This is a genomic window from Pseudomonas sp. 21 (genome assembly GCF_000955805.1).
Lineage (GTDB): Bacteria > Pseudomonadota > Gammaproteobacteria > Pseudomonadales > Pseudomonadaceae > Pseudomonas.
This window is the reverse complement of sequence record NZ_JYOA01000005.1, coordinates 432,857-449,501: the sequence shown is the minus strand read 5'-3', so window position 1 is coordinate 449,501 and position 16,645 is coordinate 432,857. Positions and strand designations below refer to the sequence as shown.

The window sequence follows — 16,645 nt, the reverse complement described above, 5'->3', positions numbered from 1 at the left end:
ACCCCGGATTGGGGCGAGCGCATGCTAGGGAAGTCGAGGGTTGGCGCGGTGTAGGGGATTTCCCAAGGCGTAGGGAATGCATTCCGAATGGGGTGTCGATGGGATGGCGGATAGCATGTCACGCGCTATCCGCCATCCCCTCAGGCCTGCGTGCCCAGCTGTTCCGCCCGGCGCAGCCAGGTTTGCCGCTGCTCTTCACTGGAACCGCGCACCGGGCTGAATTCTTCCAGGTGGTGCAGGGCAATGCCGCAGGGCGCGAGGATGCAGCGGGTCATCTGTCGGTGGGCCGGGGCGCCCTGGCGCAGGCGGTAATGCCAGTGGGTCTGGTCGTGGCAGACCAGCAGGTCGGCGCTGCGCCCGCCCAGCAAGGGTTCGAACTCGCGGGACTCCATCGAGCGGTAGCGGAAGGCGAAGCCGGGTTGCAGCACGCGGTCGAAGAAGCCCTGCAGCAGCGCCGGCAGGCCGCCCCACCAGATCGGGTAGACGAAGGCGATGTGCTGCGCCCAGTGGATCTGCCGCTGGGCTTCGAGCACGTCCGGCTCCAGGTTCTGGCTCTGTTCGTAGCCGCCGCGCAGCACCGGGTCGAAGTTCATCTCGCCGAGCTTGAGCGTGTGCACCACATGGCCCTTGGCGCGGGCGCCGTGGGCGTAGGCCTCGGCCACTGCATGGCAGAAGCCGCCGGGCTTGGGCGAGCCCAGCACCAGCAGCACGCGCTTGCCGTCGCCCTCGATGGGGGTGGCGCCGGAGCGGGTCGGCTCAACCATTCTGCCCGGCCTCCAGCATGGTCTCCGGGCGCACCCACTGGTCGAACTCGGCGTCGCTCAGGTAGCCCAGTTCCAGCGCGGCTTCGCGCAGGGTCTTGCCTTCGGCGTAGGCCTTCTTGGCGATCTCGGCGGCCTTGTCGTAGCCGATGTGCGGGTTGAGCGCGGTCACCAGCATCAGGCCGCGGTCGAGGTGCTCGCGCATCTTCGCGGCGTCCGGCTCCATGCCGGCGATACAGTGGGTGTTGAAGTTGCGGCAGCCGTCGGCCAGCAGGCGCGCGGATTCCAGCAGGTTGTGGATGATCACCGGCTTGTAGACGTTGAGCTGCAGGTGGCCCTGGCTGGCGGCGAAGGTGATCGCGGCGTCGTTGCCGAAGACCTGGCAGGCGAGCATCGACAGCGCCTCGCACTGGGTCGGGTTGACCTTGCCGGGCATGATCGAGGAGCCCGGCTCGTTGGCCGGCAGCTTCACCTCGGCGAAGCCCGCACGCGGGCCGGAGCCGAGCAGGCGCAGGTCGTTGGCGATCTTCATCAGGGCCACGGCGAGGGTCTTCATGGCGCCGGCCAGGGTCACCAGCGGTTCGTGGCCGGCGAGGGCGGCGAACTTGTTCGGCGCGGAGACGAAGGGCAGGCCGGAAAGGTCGGCCAGTTCGGCGGCGATCGCCTCGGCGAACTCCTTCGGTGCGTTCAGCCCGGTGCCGACGGCGGTGCCGCCCTGGGCCAGCTCGTAGACAGCCGGCAGCGCCGCGCGGAGGGCGCGTTCGGCGTAGTCGAGCTGGGCGACGAAGGCGGACAGTTCCTGGCCGAAGGTGACGGGCGTGGCGTCCATCAGGTGGGTACGCCCGGTCTTCACCAGGTTGGCGTGGCGCGCGGCCTGCTGGGCGAGGCCGCCACTGAGTTCGGCAACGGCCGGCAGCAGGTCGTTCTGCACCGCCTGGGCGGCGGCGATGTGCATGGCGGTGGGGAAGCTGTCGTTGGAGCTCTGCGCGCGGTTCACGTGGTCGTTGGGATGCACCGGCTTCTTGCCGCCGCGGCCGTTTCCGGCGATCTCGTTGGCGCGCCCGGCGATCACTTCGTTGACGTTCATGTTGCTCTGGGTGCCGCTGCCGGTCTGCCAGACCACCAGGGGAAACTGATCGTCGTGCTCGCCCGCCAGCACTTCGTCGGCGGCTTCCTCGATCAGGCTGGTGATGTTCTCCGGCAGCTCGCCGAGCTGCGCGTTGACCCGCGCGGCGGCCTTCTTGATCAGGGCCAGGGCATGCACCACGGCCAAGGGCATGCGTTGCCCGCCGATGGCGAAGTTCTCCAGCGAGCGCTGGGTCTGCGCGCCCCAGTAGGCGTCTTCAGGGACTTCGATAGGGCCGAGGCTGTCGGTTTCGGTGCGGCTCATGGTGCATTCTCCGGAAAGGGTCTCGGCCAGTTTAGGCCGCTACGGGGCTTCCGGGTTCCACGCTGGCTCAATGGCCGTGATAGAGCGGTTTCAGTGGTGTGCCGTTGCGTTGACCGCCAATCACCGACCGGCCGTCACCAACGGGCGTGGGTCGAACCGATCCAGCCGAGCGCGCCATTGACCGGCACCAGCTCGCCGCCAGCTTCGCGCAGGGAGCCGTCGAAGCGGCCGAACCACTGGCTGGTCTCGGCGAACAGCGGGCCCAGCCGCGGGCTGGCGCGGTGCAGCTTGCGCGGGGTGAAGGTGAGGTCGACGCGCTCATCGCTGCCGCGCAGTTGCCAGGGCGACAGCGGGTCGTGCGGCACCTGGCGGATATCCACCGGGCCGCCCAGCGCCTGCAGTTCGCCGCCGAACCACAGGGCGTTCTCGCTCAGGTGGCTGTTTTCCGTCCAGCCGGCGCCGAAGTTGCCGGCGATGCCGCCGGGCGCGGCGAAGGCGGCGCGGGTCCATTGGGTATTGAAAGGCCAGACGCCCCGGCCGAAATCCAGCGCGGCGAAGCTCTGGCCGTCAGTGCAGCGGTAGGTCTTGTGGCCGAGGGTGAGGCTGCCGCTGATCGGCAGGCCCATCTGCCGGCTGCAGGCATGGAAGCACTTGCCGCCCATGGGCACCACCAGGTTGACCGACTCCAGGTGCGCCGGGCGCTGCACTTCCAGGGAGAGGTTCAGCGGCTGGCCGCCCAGGTTCGGCGCGCAGGCGGTGATGCGTAGCTGGCCGGGCTGTTCGTCGAAGCCCAGGCACAGCTGGCCGTGCTCGAAGCGATGGCTCTGGTTGGGCATGTCCGGCAGGTGGCAGCCCAGGCCGAAGGGGCTGAACTGGGTGCGGTGCACCGACTGTCCGGTTTCCAGGTCGAGGAAGTACACGGCGCCGTAGCCCAGGTAGTCGAGGTCGGCGATGGTGATCGAGAGCATCCAGCCCGGCGCGTTGATGCACCAGTGGTTCCAGCGCTTGCGCCGGCCGGCGTTGCCGGAGAGCCGGCAGAGCGTCTGTGGCCGCGATGACCAGCCCACGGCCGCGCTGTTCAGGCGACCGCGCGCATCGCACAGGGGCGGCGCGGCGACGAGCGTCGGCGGGTGGGTGAGGGTGTTCATCGGTCACATCCATGTGGCAACGCGCCGCAGCATGACGTTTCATGAACTGTCCTACAAGAGAAGCCGGTCACTTCCCGGCCATTTGGCAGTCTCTTGAGCGCATTCCGAACTTAGGCGCAGAATGGCGGGTCCCACCCGGACACCCTTCAGACTCACAGGACTGCCCCATGACCGTTCTTCGTTCCCTCTGCACCGCAGCACTTCTGGTTGGCTTCAGTTCCGTGGCACTGGCTGACGCCAACGCCGAGGCGGAGAAATTCCTCAAGCAGGTCCATGCCGACAAGCTGACCGTGCCGGTCTACGCGCAAGTCCAGCAGATGCTCGCCCAGCGCTTCGCCCAGGCCAAGGCGCCGGACAGCAAGAAGGCCGTGCTCGACCGCTACCAGGCCAAGGCCAATGCCGAACTGGACCGCGCGGTGGGTTGGGACAAGCTCAAGCCCGAACTGGTCAAGCTCTATACCAGCAACTTCAGCGAGTCCGAGCTCAAGCAGCTGAACGACTTCTACGCATCGCCCCTGGGCCGCAAGGTACTGGAGAAGATGCCGCGCCTGACCGCCGAATCCGCCCAGCTGACCCAGGCCAAACTGCAGACCGCGGTGGAGCCGGTGAACAAGCTGATGGCCGACATGGACAAGGAACTGGGCGTGAAGGCCCCGGCCGCTCCGGCCAAGAAGCCCTGATCGGCCTGATTTCCACCTGCCTGAACCGTACTGACTGCCAGCGAGACCCGACATGAGCATGCGTGACCGACTCCAATCCGCCCTGGGCGCCCTCGAACCGCAACACCTCGAGGTGCTCGACGAGAGCCATATGCACAGCCGCGGACAGGAAACGCACTACAAGGCCGTGATCGTCAGCCCGGTGTTCGCCGGGCTGAACGCGGTGAAGCGGCATCAGAAGGTCTACGCCACGCTCGGCGAGCTGATGAGCCAGTTCCACGCCCTGGCCATGCACACCTACACCCCCGAGGAGTGGGCGCAGCAGGGCGTGGCACCGGATTCGCCGACCTGCCGTGGCGGCAGCAAGCACGATCTTCCTCACTGATCGGCTCGGCTGACCAACCGCGTGCGGGGTTCGCCCCGCTCCGGTAGAATGCGACACCCAGCGCCGGCTTCTGCCGGCGCTGTCATTTTCAGCTTCTGATTCCGCTGTCGTTTCAGGCTGTCGATCCAAAGAAACCCGGTCCGCCCTTTACGCGGGCGACCACTGGAGTGATGCATGACCACCGAAAGAATCGTCGTCGCGGCGTTGTACAAGTTCGTCTCCCTGCCCGACTACGTCGCCCTGCGCGAACCCCTGCTGCAGACCCTGCTGGACAACGGCGTGAAGGGCACCCTGCTGCTCGCCGAGGAAGGCATCAATGGCACCGTCTCCGGCACCCGCGCCGGCATCGACGGCCTGCTCGCCTGGCTGCGCACTGACGCGCGCCTGGCCGATGTCGACCACAAGGAGTCCTACTGCGACGAGCAGCCCTTCTACCGCACCAAGGTCAAGCTGAAGAAGGAAATCGTCACCCTCGGCGTGCCGGGCGTGGACCCGAACGCCAAGGTCGGCACCTACGTCGAGCCCCAGGACTGGAACGCACTGATCTCCGATCCGGAAGTCCTGCTGATCGACACCCGCAACGACTACGAAGTGGCCATCGGCACCTTCGAGGGCGCCATCGACCCGAAGACCAAGTCGTTCCGCGAATTCCCCGACTACATCCGCGAGCATTACGACCCGGCGAAACACAAGAAGGTCGCGATGTTCTGCACCGGCGGCATCCGCTGCGAGAAGGCCTCGAGCTACATGCTCAGCGAAGGCTTCGAAGAGGTGTTCCACCTCAAGGGCGGCATCCTCAAGTACCTGGAGGAAGTGCCCGAGGCCGACACCCTCTGGCGCGGCGACTGCTTCGTATTCGACAACCGCGTGACGGTGCGCCATGACCTGACCGAAGGCGACTACGATCAGTGCCACGCCTGCCGCAACCCGATCTCGGTCGAGGATCGCGCTTCCGAGCACTACGCACCGGGCATCAGCTGCCCGCACTGCTGGGACACGCTGTCGGAGAAGACCCGCGCCAGCGCCCGCGAGCGGCAGAAGCAGATCGAACTGGCGCGCCAGCGCAACCAGCCGCACCCCATTGGCCGTGATCCCCGCGCGGAGAACTGATCCATGACCAGCCGCCTGCTCTACGTGATGGACCCGATGTGCTCCTGGTGCTGGGGTTTCGCCCCGGTGGCCGGGAAGCTGGAAGAGCAGGCGCGCGCCGCCGGCGTGCCGCTGGCGCTGGTGATGGGCGGGCTGCGCACGGGGCAGGGGGCGGCGCTGGAGCCGACCACCAAGCGCTACATCCTCGAACACTGGCAGGCGGTGCATGAAGCCACCGGCCAGCCGTTCCGCTTCGAAGACGCCTTGCCTGACGGCTTCGTCTACGACACCGAGCCGGCCTGCCGGGCCATCGTCACCGCGCGCCGCCTGGACGAGAACTGCGCCTGGGCGCTGGTCGGCGAAATCCAGCGGGCGTTCTACGCCGAAGGCCGCGACGTCACCCAGGCCAGCGTGCTCAGCGAGCTGGCCGAACAGGTCGGGCTGCCGCGTATCGAATTCGCCGAAGCGTTCGACAGCCAGGACAGCCACCTGGCGACCCTGGCCGACTTTTCCTGGGCCCGCGACCTGGGCATCGCCGGCTTCCCCACGCTGCTGGCCGAGCGTGACGGCCAGCTGGCCCTGCTGACCAACGGCTACCAGCCGCTGGGCGAACTCGCTCCGCTGCTGGAGCGCTGGCTGGAGCGCGGGCGGCATGCCTGAGCTGTCCGCTGACCGCCTGAGCTGGGCGGAGATTCGCCGGCTCGCTTTCCGTCATCGCAAGGCCCTGCTGCTCGCCAACCTGGTTGCCGTGCTGGCCACCGCCTGCAGCGTGCCGATTCCGCTGCTGCTGCCACTGCTGGTGGACGAAGTGCTGCTGGGCAAGGGCGATGCCGCCCTGCAGGTGATGAACCACTGGTTGCCGGACGGCTGGCAGAAACCCGCCGGCTATATCGGCCTGATGCTGCTGGTGACCCTGGTGTTGCGCAGCTGCGCGCTGGTGTTCAACGTGCTGCAGGCCAAGTTGTTCGCGCGGCTGTCGAAGGACGTGGTGTACCGCATCCGCCTGCGCCTGATCGAGCGGCTGAAACGCATCGCCCTGGGCGAATACGAGACCCTCGGCAGCGGCTCGGTCAGCGCGCACCTGGTGACCGATCTCGACACCCTCGACAAGTTCGTCGGCGACACCCTGAGTCGCTTCCTGGTGGCGCTACTGACGCTCTGCGGCACCGCCGGCATCCTGATCTGGATGCACTGGAAGCTGGCGCTGCTGATCCTGCTGTTCAACCCGCTGGTGATCTTCGCCACGGTGCAGCTGGGCAAGCGCGTCAAGCACCTGAAGAAGCTGGAGAACGACAGCACCTCGCGCTTCACCCAGGCGCTGACCGAAACCCTCGAAGCCATCCAGGAAGTGCGCGCCGGCAACCGCCAGGGCTTCTTCCTCGGCCGCCTCGGCGTGCGCGCCCGCGAAGTGCGCGACTACGCCGTCGCCTCGCAGTGGAAGAGCGACGCCGCCGGGCGCGCCAGTGGATTGCTGTTCCAGTTCGGAATCGACCTGTTCCGCGCCGCGGCGATGGTCACCGTGCTGTTCTCCGACCTGTCCATCGGCCAGATGCTGGCGGTGTTCAGTTACCTCTGGTTCATGATCGGCCCGGTCGAGCAGTTGCTCAGCCTGCAATACGCCTATTACGCCGCTGGTGGCGCGCTGACCCGCATCAACGAGCTGCTGGCGCGCGCCGACGAACCCCATTACCAACACCGCCGTGATCCGTTCGCCGGGCACACCAGCGTCGGCATCCAGGTGCGTGACCTGAGCTTCGCCTACCGCGATGAACTCGTGCTGGATGGCCTCGACCTGGACATCGCTCCCGGCGAGAAGGTCGCCATCGTCGGCGCCAGTGGCGGCGGCAAGAGCACCCTGGTGCAACTGCTGCTGGGCCTCTACCAGCCGCAGTCCGGGACCATCCGCTATGGCGGCGCGGCACTGGAGGAGATTGGCCTGGACTGCGTGCGCGAGCATGTCGCCGTGGTGCTGCAGCACCCTGCGCTGTTCAACGACACGGTGCGCGCCAACCTGACGATGGGCCGTGAACGTGGCGACGAGGCGTGCTGGCGCGCACTGGAAGTGGCGCAGCTGGCGGATACCATTCGCGCCTTGCCACAGGGGCTGGACAGCGTGGTCGGGCGTTCCGGCGTGCGCCTCTCCGGTGGCCAGCGGCAGCGCCTGGCAATCGCCCGCATGGTGCTCGCCGAACCCAGGGTGGTGATCCTCGACGAGGCGACCTCGGCCCTCGATGCCGCCACCGAATACGCCCTGCACCAGGCGCTGGAACGCTTCCTCGAAGGGCGCACCACGCTGATCATCGCCCACCGCCTGTCCGCCGTGAAACAGGCCGACCGCGTGCTGGTATTCGACGGCGGGCGCATCGCCGAGGACGGTGACCACCAGCAACTCATCGCCGAAGGCGGGCTCTACGCGCGCTTGTACGGTCACCTGCAGCAGGGCTGATCAGCCGTAGCGGGTGACTTCGAGGAAGGCCACGCAATTGCCCAGGTCGTGGAAGACTCGCGCGCTGCCGATGTCGTTGTAGGGAATGCCCAGCAGCAGGTCGAGCAGGCAGGCGTCGCTGCGGTAGTGCGGGCGCCAGTCCAGCAGGCCTTCGAGGTAGGCGATATCCGGCACGCCGGGGAGGAAGTTGCCCATCAGCAGGCGCCCGCCGGGCAGCAGGCGGGCGAACAGGTTGCGGGTCAGGTCGCGGGCGTCGTGGTCGTCCAGCACCTCGTAGAGGCCCGGCGAGTAGATCAGGTCGAAATGGCAGAGGTCCTGGCGTCCGTAGAACAGGTCGTCCAGGTTGCATTGCTGTGTCTGCACACCGAGCGCGGCGTAGCTGGCCTCCACCGTCTGCAGGGACAGCGCCTGCGCATCCAGCGCGGTGAACTGGCGGAACTGGCCGTGGCGCAGCGAGCGCGCCAACTCGACCTCGCGCAGGTGTCCGCAGCCCACGCAGAGGATGCGCGCCTGGCCGCTGAGCTGGTCGCAGCAGCGGTCGATCTCCCGCGCCAGCAACTGGCGGCGCGAGCGCAGTGCGCGGGAGGCGGGGGCGGAGCTGGCGTAGCGGAACAGCTCCTCGGTCGGCCCGTCGGGCAGCAGCGAGCGTAGCGTGCTGTCGATGCCGTAGAGGTAGTCCATCAGCACGGCGTTGCCGGCGCCTTCACCCATCGGCCGTTCGCGGCGCCGGGGGAAGGGCACCACGCGCGGGGATTCGGCGGGCGGCGCGCTGCCCGTGGCGAGCGCCAGCAGGTCGGTCTCGTCATCCCTGAGGTGACGCAGCTGCTGTTCGAGTTGCTCGATGGCTTCGGTTAGCGAGTTCGGATTCTGCTGGGTGCCGTTGTCCATGCCGTCCACCTGGGATACCGCTCAGTGATGAGAAAGCGCCACCGGCCATGCCGGTGATCCGTCCAACACCTTAGGGGGCGCTTGGCCCCGGGCCATCATCTGAATGAATGACGGCCGCGAAAATTCAGCGCTGCCCGAGCCGCACCAGCAGGCTGACCAGTTCGGCCTGGCGGCTGGTTTGGGTCTTGCGAAACAACGCACGCAGTTGGCTGCGCACCGTATTGATCGAAGTGCCGAGCTGGTCGGCGCACTGTTCGGGCGTCAGCCCGCGGACCAGCAGGCCGCCCAGGCGCTGCTCGGCCGGGGTGAGGCCGAACAGTTCGCCCAGCAGGCGGCTCTGGCGATGTGCGTCGAGCAGCGCCAGCAGCACCAGTGGGCGCTGGAAGGGCTGGTTGAAGCTGGCTTCGGCGGGCACCGGGGTGACCAGCAATTCCTGCCCGCTGCCATCGCCCAGCGGCAGCCAGCCGGCCTTGCCCTTGCCGGTGCGGGGCGCGGCATTGCGCACCAGGGCCTGGAGTTTCGCGTCGTGCTGGCGGCAGTGCAGGCGGCCGAACACTTCATGGAACAACCCGGCGCGCAGCCCGAGCCGCTGTTGTGCGGCCTGATTGGCGTAGAGCACACGGGCGTTGCCTTCCAGTAGCCAGAGCGGCGTGGGGTGTTGATCCAGCAGCAGGTCGCGGTGGGCCAGTTGCTGGCGCATCTCGTCGATGCGCCCGAACATCCGCGCGGCGCGGGTCAGGTGTTCGCTCAGGCGGGTCAGCAGGGTCTGTTCCTGCGGATCGGGGTAGCGTGCGCCGAGGCTGGTCAGCACCGAGAGGTAGACGCCGGAGTTGGCCTGCTCGTTGAGCTTCAGGCACGACACGTTGTGCATGCCGTTGGGGCGCTGGAATTCCTGGTAGTACGGGTCGCGCGCCATGCGCTGCGGGCCGTACTCCTCGCGGTCGTGGTACCAGTGGCCGACCGGGCGGTGGAGCATGAAACCCTTGGACGGGTCGATGGTGCAGAACTCGCGGTTGTAGGTCTCGATGGCGCCGGGATCGCAGAGGTTGATCTCGCTGGCCAGCGCGCCGCTCTCGGTCTGGTCCCAGAACAGCAGGGCACCCTGCTGGCGGCCGCTGGCGGCGATCAGCTCGGTGAGCAGCGGCAGCCAGTTGGCCTCTTCGAGCACGCACTCGTAGGTCAGGCCCACCAGCCGGTCGTACCGCCTGTCCATATCCTGCCGTGGCATGGCCGCTCCATCGGTTGTTTGCGGATTGCACTTTCGACCCTGGGCTCGTCATCTTGCAGATTGCACTTTGCAGATTGCACGATCGACTGAGGTATGGCACATGGCCTTAGCTGTCGCAAGGCCACTAATCGGCTGCCGGGGAGGTGCCACCGGGGAGCGACAAAAGACATTTCAGGCAGCGAAACGGCATTTTTCCGCCGGACGGCGGGCATCCCGTGTCCAAGCTCACACAGGATGATTTGAGGATTTCTCCCGATCGGCTAGAAGTTAAGGAAGGGGCGGCCTGACAGAAAAGTCCCGGGGTGAGCCTTCACTGCACCCCCTGTGGCCTGCCAGGAATTGAAAGAAGGAAGTCGAAACTGGTTATGGATGCAATGGGACTGTTGCCGACCCGGCGTACGACGCGTCTGCTCAAGCTGGTCTGGCCGTTCATGGTCGTGGTCCTGCTACAGACGCTGATCGGCAGCGGCAGCTTCTTTATCCTCTCGGGGGTGCGCGCCTATGTCGGCGGCGAGAGCCTCTGGTCCAAGGGCCAGAAGGACGCCATCCATTACCTGCAACTCTACGGCCAGAGCCGTGACACGGCGGATTACGAGCGCTACCGCACCGCCATCGCCATCCCCCAGGGCGACCGTACCTTCCGCGCCGCCCTCGACCTCAGCCAGCCCGACCTGGAGCTGGCCCGCGCCGGCGCCCTGCAGGGCGGCATCCATCCCGACGATGTCGGCGCGCTGATCTGGCTGTACCGCTATTTCCACGAGTACAGCTACTTCGACCAGGCCGTGAAGATGTGGATCATCGGCGACGCCTACCTCGACCAGTTGGAGCAGCTGTCCGACGAGATGAGCGCGAAGATCCGTGGGGGCGACGTCCGCCCGGGCGACCTGAGCTACTGGAACAGCCGCATCCAGGCCATCAACGACGGCGTCACGCCGGCCGCCATGGCTTTCTCCGCCGCGCTGGGGCAGGGCTCGCGGATGATCATGTGGGTGCTGCTGGTGGCCAACGGGCTGACTGGCCTGGCGCTGATCCTCCTGGCGGTATGGCGCACGCGCAAGCTGCTGCACCAGCAGCGCGCCTTCGAAAGCGCCCTGGACACCGAGCGGGAGCGTGCGCAGACCACCCTGGCGGCCATCGGCGACGGCGTGGTCACCCTCGATGAGCACGAGTGCATTGCCTACTTCAACCCGGCGGCGGAGCGTCTGATCGGCTGGGACAACTCCATGGCTGTCGGCCTGCCGCTGCGTTCGTTGCTGCGGATACTCGACGAGAACTCACAGATCGAGGGCCTGCCGCTGGTGGGGCAGATCCTGCGCGGCGAGGTGGAAGGCGGCAGCGAGACCAGCAAGCTGATCCAGCGGCTGGACGGCACCAGCGTGGCGGTGACGCTGGTGGCCACGCCCATCCACGCCGATGGACGGGTGGTCGGCGTGGTGCTGGTGCTGCACGACATGACCCGCGAGCGCCAGTACATGGCCAGCCTGTCGTGGCAGGCAACCCATGACGCGCTGACCGGCCTGACCAACCGCCGCGAGTTCGAGTTCCGCCTGAAGCAGGCCCTGGAAAGCTCGGCGGACTCCCACGACCAGCACTCGCTGATGTACCTGGACCTGGACCAGTTCAAGCTGGTCAACGACACCTGCGGCCACGCCGCCGGCGACGAACTGCTGCGCCAGGTCTGCTCCGTGCTGCAGCAGTGCCTGCGCGACGGCGATACCCTGGCGCGCCTGGGCGGCGACGAGTTCGGCATCCTCCTGGAACACTGCCCGCCGGACATGGCGGTACAGATCGCCGAACGTATCCGCCTGACCGTGCAGGCGCTGCACTTCATGTGGGAGGGGCGCGGCTTCAACATCACCGTGAGCATCGGCGTAGTGCACATCTCCGCCATGCTGGTGTCGGTGGAGGAGGCGCTGCGCTGCGCCGACATGGCCTGCTACATGGCCAAGGAAAAGGGCCGCAACCGTGCCCAGGTGTTCCGCCCGGACGATACCGAGCTGTCCAACCGCGTTGGCGAGATGGCCTGGGTACAGCGCATCCGCCTGGGGCTGGAGGAGGAGCGCTTCTGTCTCTATGCCCAGTCGATCTACCCCGTCGACGACCGTGTGATGGAGGGCGCCCACGTCGAGTTGCTGCTGCGCCTGAACGACGAGTGCGGCCGGCTGGTGGCGCCGATCAACTTCATCCCCGCCGCCGAGCGCTACGGGCTGATGCCGGACATCGACCGCTGGGTGGTCGAGAACGCCTTCCGGACCCTGGCCGAGCGCATCGCCGAGGGCGGTTACGAACCGATCCATACCTGCGCCATCAACCTCTCCGGCGCTACCATCGGTGACGACACCTTCCTCGACTTCCTCCGCGACGTGCAGCCGCGCTACGGCATCGAGCCCGCCAGCGTGTGCTTCGAGATCACCGAGACCAGCGCCATCGCCAACCTGGTCAACGCCACGCGCTTTATCCAGGAGCTGAAGGCGCTGGGTTATCGCTTCTCGCTGGACGACTTCTGTGCCGGCATGTCCTCCTTCGTCTACCTCAAGCACCTGCCGGTGGACTACCTGAAGATCGACGGCAGCTTCATCAAGGACATGCTCGAAGACCCCATCGACCGCGCCATGGTCCAGGTGATCAACCAGATCGGCCACGTGATGGGCAAGCGCACGGTGGCGGAGTTCGTCGAAACCCAGGAAATCCTCGAAGTGCTGCGGGAAATCGGCATCGACTACGCCCAGGGGTACGGGTTGGCGCGGCCGCAACCCTTCAATCGGAGCTTCCTGCGTGAGACGCACGTCGCAGCTGTGGCATCCGACACAACCTCCGGACGGTGACGCGCAGCCAAGACAGGACTAACCTGAGGCCTGATTTACCGGTGCTTGCATGGATCGACCAGCAACGGAGCCTTGGATGAACGACACCTTTGTTCGCAGTGGGCCGCTCAAGGAGCTTTCCAGCTATCCGCACTGGGCCCAGCGCCTGGTGCAGGAGTGTGAAACCAGCCGTTTGTCGGTGGTCGAGCATCCCCTCTATGCGCGCATGCGCGACGGCCAACTGAGCCGACAGACCATGCGCGCCTTCCTCATCGGCGGCTGGCAGGTGGTGGAGCAGTTCCCCCTGTACATGTCCCACAACCTGCTCAAGACCCGATTCGGCCGCAGCCCCGGCGAAGACATGGCGCGACGCTGGCTGATGCGCAATATCCGCGTCGAGCTCAACCACGCCGACTACTGGGTGCGCTGGGCCGAGGCCTACGGCGTGACCCTGGCCGAGCTCAAGACCCAGCTGGTACCCGCCGAACTCCATGCCCTCGGCCACTGGTGCTGGCACAGCTGCGCCACCGAGGAGCTGGCGCTGGCCATGGCCGCGACCAACTACGCCATCGAAGGCGCGACCGGCGACTGGTCGGCGCTGGTCTGCTCCACCGATACCTACGAGCGCACCCTGCCGCCCGGCGCCCGCAAGGACGCCATGCGCTGGCTGAAGATGCACGCGCGCTACGACGACGATCATCCCTGGGAAGCCCTGGAGATCATCTGCACCCTCTGCGGCCCGCAGCTCGCGATGCCGCGTTGCCTGGCGCTGCGCGAGGCGATCTGCAAGAGCTACGGCTACATGCGCCTGTTCCTCGACCAGTGCCTGGCGCTGGAACAGGTGCAGGGTGGGGCGCGGCGGGACTCTTCGATGAAGGCAGCGGGGTAGGGCCACCGCCACTCGACAGGGCTTTGCCCTCACCCCAACCCTGGCTGCGCGCCCCGCTCCAGAGGGAAAGGGGGATCGGATTGATATCGTCGCTGACTGGCGTGCACAGTCTGAGGTTGCAGGATAAAGACGTCTTGTTCAGCCCGCTCGGACGGCTCCCTCTCCCTTCAGGGAGAGGGCTGGGGAGAGGGGCTCTCCGGCGACCTCAAGTTCAGGCTCAAGGCACGAGAATGATCTTTTCGCTGCTGCCCTCGTTGATCTCGTGGTAGCGCTGCACACTCTCGCTCAACGGCACTTCGCGCAGGCCAGTGGGCAGCGGCAACCTGCCGTCGTCGAACCACTGGCCGAACTGGCGCAGCATCGCCGCGCAGGCAACCGTGTCGTACAGCAGCGAATTCACTCCCACCACCGATCCGCCGCGGCGGTACAGCGCCAGGGCCGGCAGTTGCACATGGCCGTCCACCGGCGCGGCGATGATGGCGATGCGGCCGAAGGTGGCCAGGGCGGAAACGGCGGCCGGCAGCCAGAAACCGGTGGTGTCGAAGATCACCTCGGCGCCGCCGGGGAAGTGCTCCTCCACCTGTGCCGCCAGGGTGTCCGCCGAGCCCAGCAGGATGCTCGGTACGCCCTGGGCTTGCAGTTCCACCTGCGATTCGGCGCGGCGCACCGCGCCCAGCACCTGGGCACCACGGGCCTTGGCCAGGGAAATGGCTGCTGCGCCGACGGCGCCGGAGCCGATCACCAGCAGGCGAGTGCCGGCGCCGACCTGGCTGCGCTCCAGCGCATCCCAGGCGGTGGTGAAGGGCACGCCGCAGCTGGCGGCCTGGGCGAAGCTCATACGCTCGGGCATCAATGCCACGCCGCCGACCGGCACGCTCATCAACTGGGCGTGGCTGCCGTTGCGGGTGAAGCCCAGGCCGCGGCCGGTGCCCCAGACGGACTTGCCCAGCAGCTCGGCGGGGCCTTTCACCACGGTGCCGGCGAAGTCGCGGCCGGGTACGCGGGGCAGGGTGGTGTAGGGGAAGCGGCCGAGGACGTTCTTCACGTCGCTGGGGTTCAAGCCGGCGGCATGGACTTCCACCAGCACTTCGTCGGCGGCGGGCACCGGGTCGGCGATTTCGGTGAAGCTCAGGGCGGCGAGGTCGCCGGTGCGGTCGAATTGCAGGGCTTTCATGGCACGGGTCCTTGGCAAGCAGTGGGAGAGAGGAATCAGTGCAGCCAGCGGGTCAGCAGCGGCAAGGCGTTCTCGCCGATCTGCATGCCCAGCAGGCCGACCAGCGCCACCAGCGGCGGCGCTGGCGAACGGAAGTCGAGGAAGTGGTAGGCCAGGCCGACGGCAATGCCGATGGCCAGGGAGATCAGGTAGCTCATGTGTCCTCCGTGGATCGCTCCGGCGGCTGGATGGGATGGGGGCAGTCTAGGGACTGCTGGAGAGCGTCGCCGGTCAGGGACTTCGGAATATCGGACAGATGTCGGCGGGGAGTATTGGATGGGCGTGTCAGGTGCCAGATTTGCCTGGTGCCGTTGCACGTGCTTTTTTGGTCTTGGGGCTTCCAGAGAAACCTCCGCGCGCTCCGGAGTGCCCCTTTCAGGAGGCCGAAGGTGATCGGAGTTTCAGGGGTTGAGCGACATGGATGTCGCGAGAGCCACGATGGGCCAGGGATGGCCCTTCGTGGCGGGCCCCTGGAACTTCGAGGAACCGAGGGTATTTTTCGCGAAGCGAAAAACCGGATGCAGGGGCGAGACCTTTTGGTTCCTTTTGGGGCGTTTGCCAAAAGGGACTCGCCCGAGGGGGCGAAACAAAAAGCCCAAGCGCACGCTGATGCGGCGTGTACACACCTGGGCGGAAGCAGTATCACTCTGCGGCACAGCTCCCCTGGACAAGCCAGGTTCGCGAGCAAGGGCTAGGCGCCCTCTCGGTCCTGCAAGAGCGGCGCGCTACCGCGCGCAATACTCCGAAGGCGCCACGCCCAGCTCGCGCCGGAACATCTCGCTGAAGCTCCCCGGCTGATACCCCAAACCATGGGCAATCTGGCTCACCGGCATACCCTCGTTGAGCTGCGCCACCGCCGTGGCCAACTGCACCTGCCGCCGCCACTGGGCGAAGCCCATGCCCAGGCTGCGCTGGAACAGGCGGGCGAGGGTGCGCACGCTGGCGCCGGCGTCGGCGGCGTGCTGCTCGAAGGAAATCTCCTGGCTCGGCTCGGCCATCACCGCCAGGCACAGGCTCAGCAGGCGGCGGTCGGAATCGTCCGGCAGCGGGACGCGCAGCAGCAGGCTGCGAGCGCGTTGCAGCTCCAGCACGGCCAGTTGCGACAGCGCCTGGTAATAGTCGGTGTTCGGTTCGTGCTCGTGCTGCACCAGGGTGACGATCAGCTCGCGCAGCAGCCCGCCCACCTCGAACGCCTGCACCTGCTCGCCCAGTGAATCCGCTGTGCCTGGCCGCAGGTAGATGTTGCGCATCTGCAGCTCGCTGACCACGCGGATGCCATGGGGCACCTGCGGCGGCAGCCACACGGCGCGGTTGGGCGGCACCAGCAGCGCTTCGGAGGGCGTTTCCAGCCACATCACCCCGGACATCGCATAGAGCACCTGCCCCCAGTCATGGGAGTGCGGCTCGATGTGCAGGCCGCGCGGATAGCTGCGGGCCAATGCACGCAAGGTCGCCGGCGTGGCGTCGAAATCAGGGGGAGCGGCGCGGGCCATGGGACGATCCGGGCAGGGGAGATGGGCCGCATGGTAGTCGCCGCACGGCGCCCTGACGAGTCCGCGGCACTCGCACTGGCAGGCTGGCGCACCACCTTGTCACGAATTCTTTACGGTGCGGCGGCATGCCGCACGGGGCTTTGCGCGGCGTAAGGATTTCTTGCCGGGCTACCGGCGCTGGCGCCAAGCGGGCGGCCTGCCCCTGGCTTGTCCCGGCGCCTGCCGACGGGTGAGATGGAGACATTCCAGACG

At 67.2% G+C, this 16,645-nt stretch carries 14 protein-coding genes and 1 pseudogene; 7 read left to right on the top strand and 8 right to left on the bottom strand.

All coding sequences use genetic code 11. The features are described from left to right. Positions 1–140: 140 nt before the first annotated feature. From UB43_RS14885 to UB43_RS14875, 3 genes are all read right to left on the bottom strand, one after another. Entirely contained in the window at positions 141–764 is a 624-nt protein-coding gene (locus UB43_RS14885) for an NAD(P)H-dependent oxidoreductase (RefSeq protein WP_045212265.1), read from the bottom strand. Then, positions 757–2,151: a class II fumarate hydratase gene (locus UB43_RS14880; RefSeq protein ID WP_045212262.1), complete on the bottom strand. Its 1,395-nt coding sequence runs from the start codon at positions 2,149–2,151 to the stop codon at positions 757–759. Before UB43_RS14880 ends, UB43_RS14885 begins: the two co-directional genes overlap by 8 nt. Before the next feature lie 134 nt (positions 2,152–2,285). Then, positions 2,286–3,299, bottom strand: coding sequence for a DUF2804 domain-containing protein (locus tag UB43_RS14875; RefSeq protein WP_045212259.1), 1,014 nt, complete (start codon positions 3,297–3,299; stop codon positions 2,286–2,288). Between the two features lie 121 nt (positions 3,300–3,420). On the opposite strand from UB43_RS14875, the pseudogene UB43_RS14870 reads away from it, so the two are divergent. The 5 genes and pseudogenes from UB43_RS14870 to UB43_RS14850 all read left to right on the top strand — a co-directional run bounded on the left by UB43_RS14870 (position 3,421) and on the right by UB43_RS14850 (position 7,878). Beyond that, positions 3,421–3,979, top strand: a pseudogene (locus tag UB43_RS14870) (DUF2059 domain-containing protein). A 52-nt stretch (positions 3,980–4,031) separates the two neighbouring features. Beyond that, positions 4,032–4,343 carry a BolA family transcriptional regulator gene (locus UB43_RS14865; RefSeq protein WP_045212256.1) on the top strand — a complete coding sequence of 104 codons (312 nt, stop codon included), beginning with the start codon at positions 4,032–4,034 and terminating at the stop codon, positions 4,341–4,343. Positions 4,344–4,517: 174 nt separating this feature from the next. After that, the gene (locus UB43_RS14860; RefSeq protein ID WP_045212254.1) at positions 4,518–5,453 is read left to right on the top strand and encodes a rhodanese-related sulfurtransferase; all 936 of its coding nucleotides are present in this window, start codon (positions 4,518–4,520) and stop codon (positions 5,451–5,453) included. A 36-nt stretch (positions 5,454–5,489) separates the two neighbouring features. Continuing rightward, entirely contained in the window at positions 5,490–6,092 is a 603-nt protein-coding gene (locus UB43_RS14855) for a DsbA family protein (protein ID WP_177329800.1), read from the top strand. Then, positions 6,085–7,878 (top strand): ABC transporter ATP-binding protein, encoded by a 1,794-nt coding sequence (locus UB43_RS14850; protein ID WP_045212250.1) that lies wholly within the window; start codon positions 6,085–6,087, stop codon positions 7,876–7,878. Before UB43_RS14855 ends, UB43_RS14850 begins: the two co-directional genes overlap by 8 nt. On the opposite strand, the gene UB43_RS14845 is transcribed toward UB43_RS14850, so the two are convergent. After that, positions 7,879–8,766, bottom strand: a complete 888-nt coding sequence (locus tag UB43_RS14845; protein WP_045212248.1) for a class I SAM-dependent methyltransferase — start codon at positions 8,764–8,766, stop codon at positions 7,879–7,881. 124 nt (positions 8,767–8,890) lie between these two features. Then, entirely contained in the window at positions 8,891–9,994 is a 1,104-nt protein-coding gene (locus tag UB43_RS14840) for a helix-turn-helix transcriptional regulator (protein WP_045212246.1), read from the bottom strand. A 374-nt stretch (positions 9,995–10,368) separates the two neighbouring features. Between UB43_RS14840 and UB43_RS14835 the strand changes: the two genes are divergently transcribed. Both UB43_RS14835 and UB43_RS14830 read left to right on the top strand, forming a co-directional pair. After that, positions 10,369–12,819, top strand: coding sequence for an EAL domain-containing protein (locus UB43_RS14835; protein WP_045212244.1), 2,451 nt, complete (start codon positions 10,369–10,371; stop codon positions 12,817–12,819). A gap of 76 nt (positions 12,820–12,895) precedes the next feature. Continuing rightward, positions 12,896–13,687, top strand: a complete 792-nt coding sequence (locus UB43_RS14830) for a TenA family transcriptional regulator (RefSeq protein ID WP_045212241.1) — start codon at positions 12,896–12,898, stop codon at positions 13,685–13,687. Between the two features lie 217 nt (positions 13,688–13,904). On the opposite strand, the gene UB43_RS14825 is transcribed toward UB43_RS14830, so the two are convergent. From UB43_RS14825 to UB43_RS14820, 3 genes are all read right to left on the bottom strand, one after another. Further along, entirely contained in the window at positions 13,905–14,861 is a 957-nt protein-coding gene (locus UB43_RS14825; protein ID WP_045212239.1) for a zinc-binding alcohol dehydrogenase family protein, read from the bottom strand. A gap of 35 nt (positions 14,862–14,896) precedes the next feature. Continuing rightward, on the bottom strand, positions 14,897–15,058 hold the full coding sequence (locus UB43_RS29190; RefSeq protein ID WP_082085844.1) for a DUF1427 family protein: 162 nt from the start codon (positions 15,056–15,058) through the stop codon (positions 14,897–14,899). Between the two features lie 567 nt (positions 15,059–15,625). Next, complete coding sequence (locus UB43_RS14820; protein WP_045212237.1) at positions 15,626–16,393, bottom strand: helix-turn-helix domain-containing protein; 768 nt, start codon at positions 16,391–16,393, stop codon at positions 15,626–15,628. Between the last annotated feature and the right edge of the window lie 252 nt (positions 16,394–16,645).

What these genes read in the sequence shown, in the direction of transcription:
- UB43_RS14885 (WP_045212265.1), bottom strand. Translation starts at nt 764, where the DNA reads ATGGTTGAGCCGACCCGCTCCGGCGCCACCCCCATCGAGGGCGACGGC.
- UB43_RS14880 (WP_045212262.1), bottom strand. Translation starts at nt 2,151, where the DNA reads ATGAGCCGCACCGAAACCGACAGCCTCGGCCCTATCGAAGTCCCTGAA.
- UB43_RS14875 (WP_045212259.1), bottom strand. Translation starts at nt 3,299, where the DNA reads ATGAACACCCTCACCCACCCGCCGACGCTCGTCGCCGCGCCGCCCCTG.
- UB43_RS14865 (WP_045212256.1), top strand. Translation starts at nt 4,032, where the DNA reads ATGAGCATGCGTGACCGACTCCAATCCGCCCTGGGCGCCCTCGAACCG.
- UB43_RS14860 (WP_045212254.1), top strand. Translation starts at nt 4,518, where the DNA reads ATGACCACCGAAAGAATCGTCGTCGCGGCGTTGTACAAGTTCGTCTCC.
- UB43_RS14855 (WP_177329800.1), top strand. Translation starts at nt 5,490, where the DNA reads ATGTGCTCCTGGTGCTGGGGTTTCGCCCCGGTGGCCGGGAAGCTGGAA.
- UB43_RS14850 (WP_045212250.1), top strand. Translation starts at nt 6,085, where the DNA reads ATGCCTGAGCTGTCCGCTGACCGCCTGAGCTGGGCGGAGATTCGCCGG.
- UB43_RS14845 (WP_045212248.1), bottom strand. Translation starts at nt 8,766, where the DNA reads ATGGACAACGGCACCCAGCAGAATCCGAACTCGCTAACCGAAGCCATC.
- UB43_RS14840 (WP_045212246.1), bottom strand. Translation starts at nt 9,994, where the DNA reads ATGCCACGGCAGGATATGGACAGGCGGTACGACCGGCTGGTGGGCCTG.
- UB43_RS14835 (WP_045212244.1), top strand. Translation starts at nt 10,369, where the DNA reads ATGGGACTGTTGCCGACCCGGCGTACGACGCGTCTGCTCAAGCTGGTC.
- UB43_RS14830 (WP_045212241.1), top strand. Translation starts at nt 12,896, where the DNA reads ATGAACGACACCTTTGTTCGCAGTGGGCCGCTCAAGGAGCTTTCCAGC.
- UB43_RS14825 (WP_045212239.1), bottom strand. Translation starts at nt 14,861, where the DNA reads ATGAAAGCCCTGCAATTCGACCGCACCGGCGACCTCGCCGCCCTGAGC.
- UB43_RS29190 (WP_082085844.1), bottom strand. Translation starts at nt 15,058, where the DNA reads ATGAGCTACCTGATCTCCCTGGCCATCGGCATTGCCGTCGGCCTGGCC.
- UB43_RS14820 (WP_045212237.1), bottom strand. Translation starts at nt 16,393, where the DNA reads ATGGCCCGCGCCGCTCCCCCTGATTTCGACGCCACGCCGGCGACCTTG.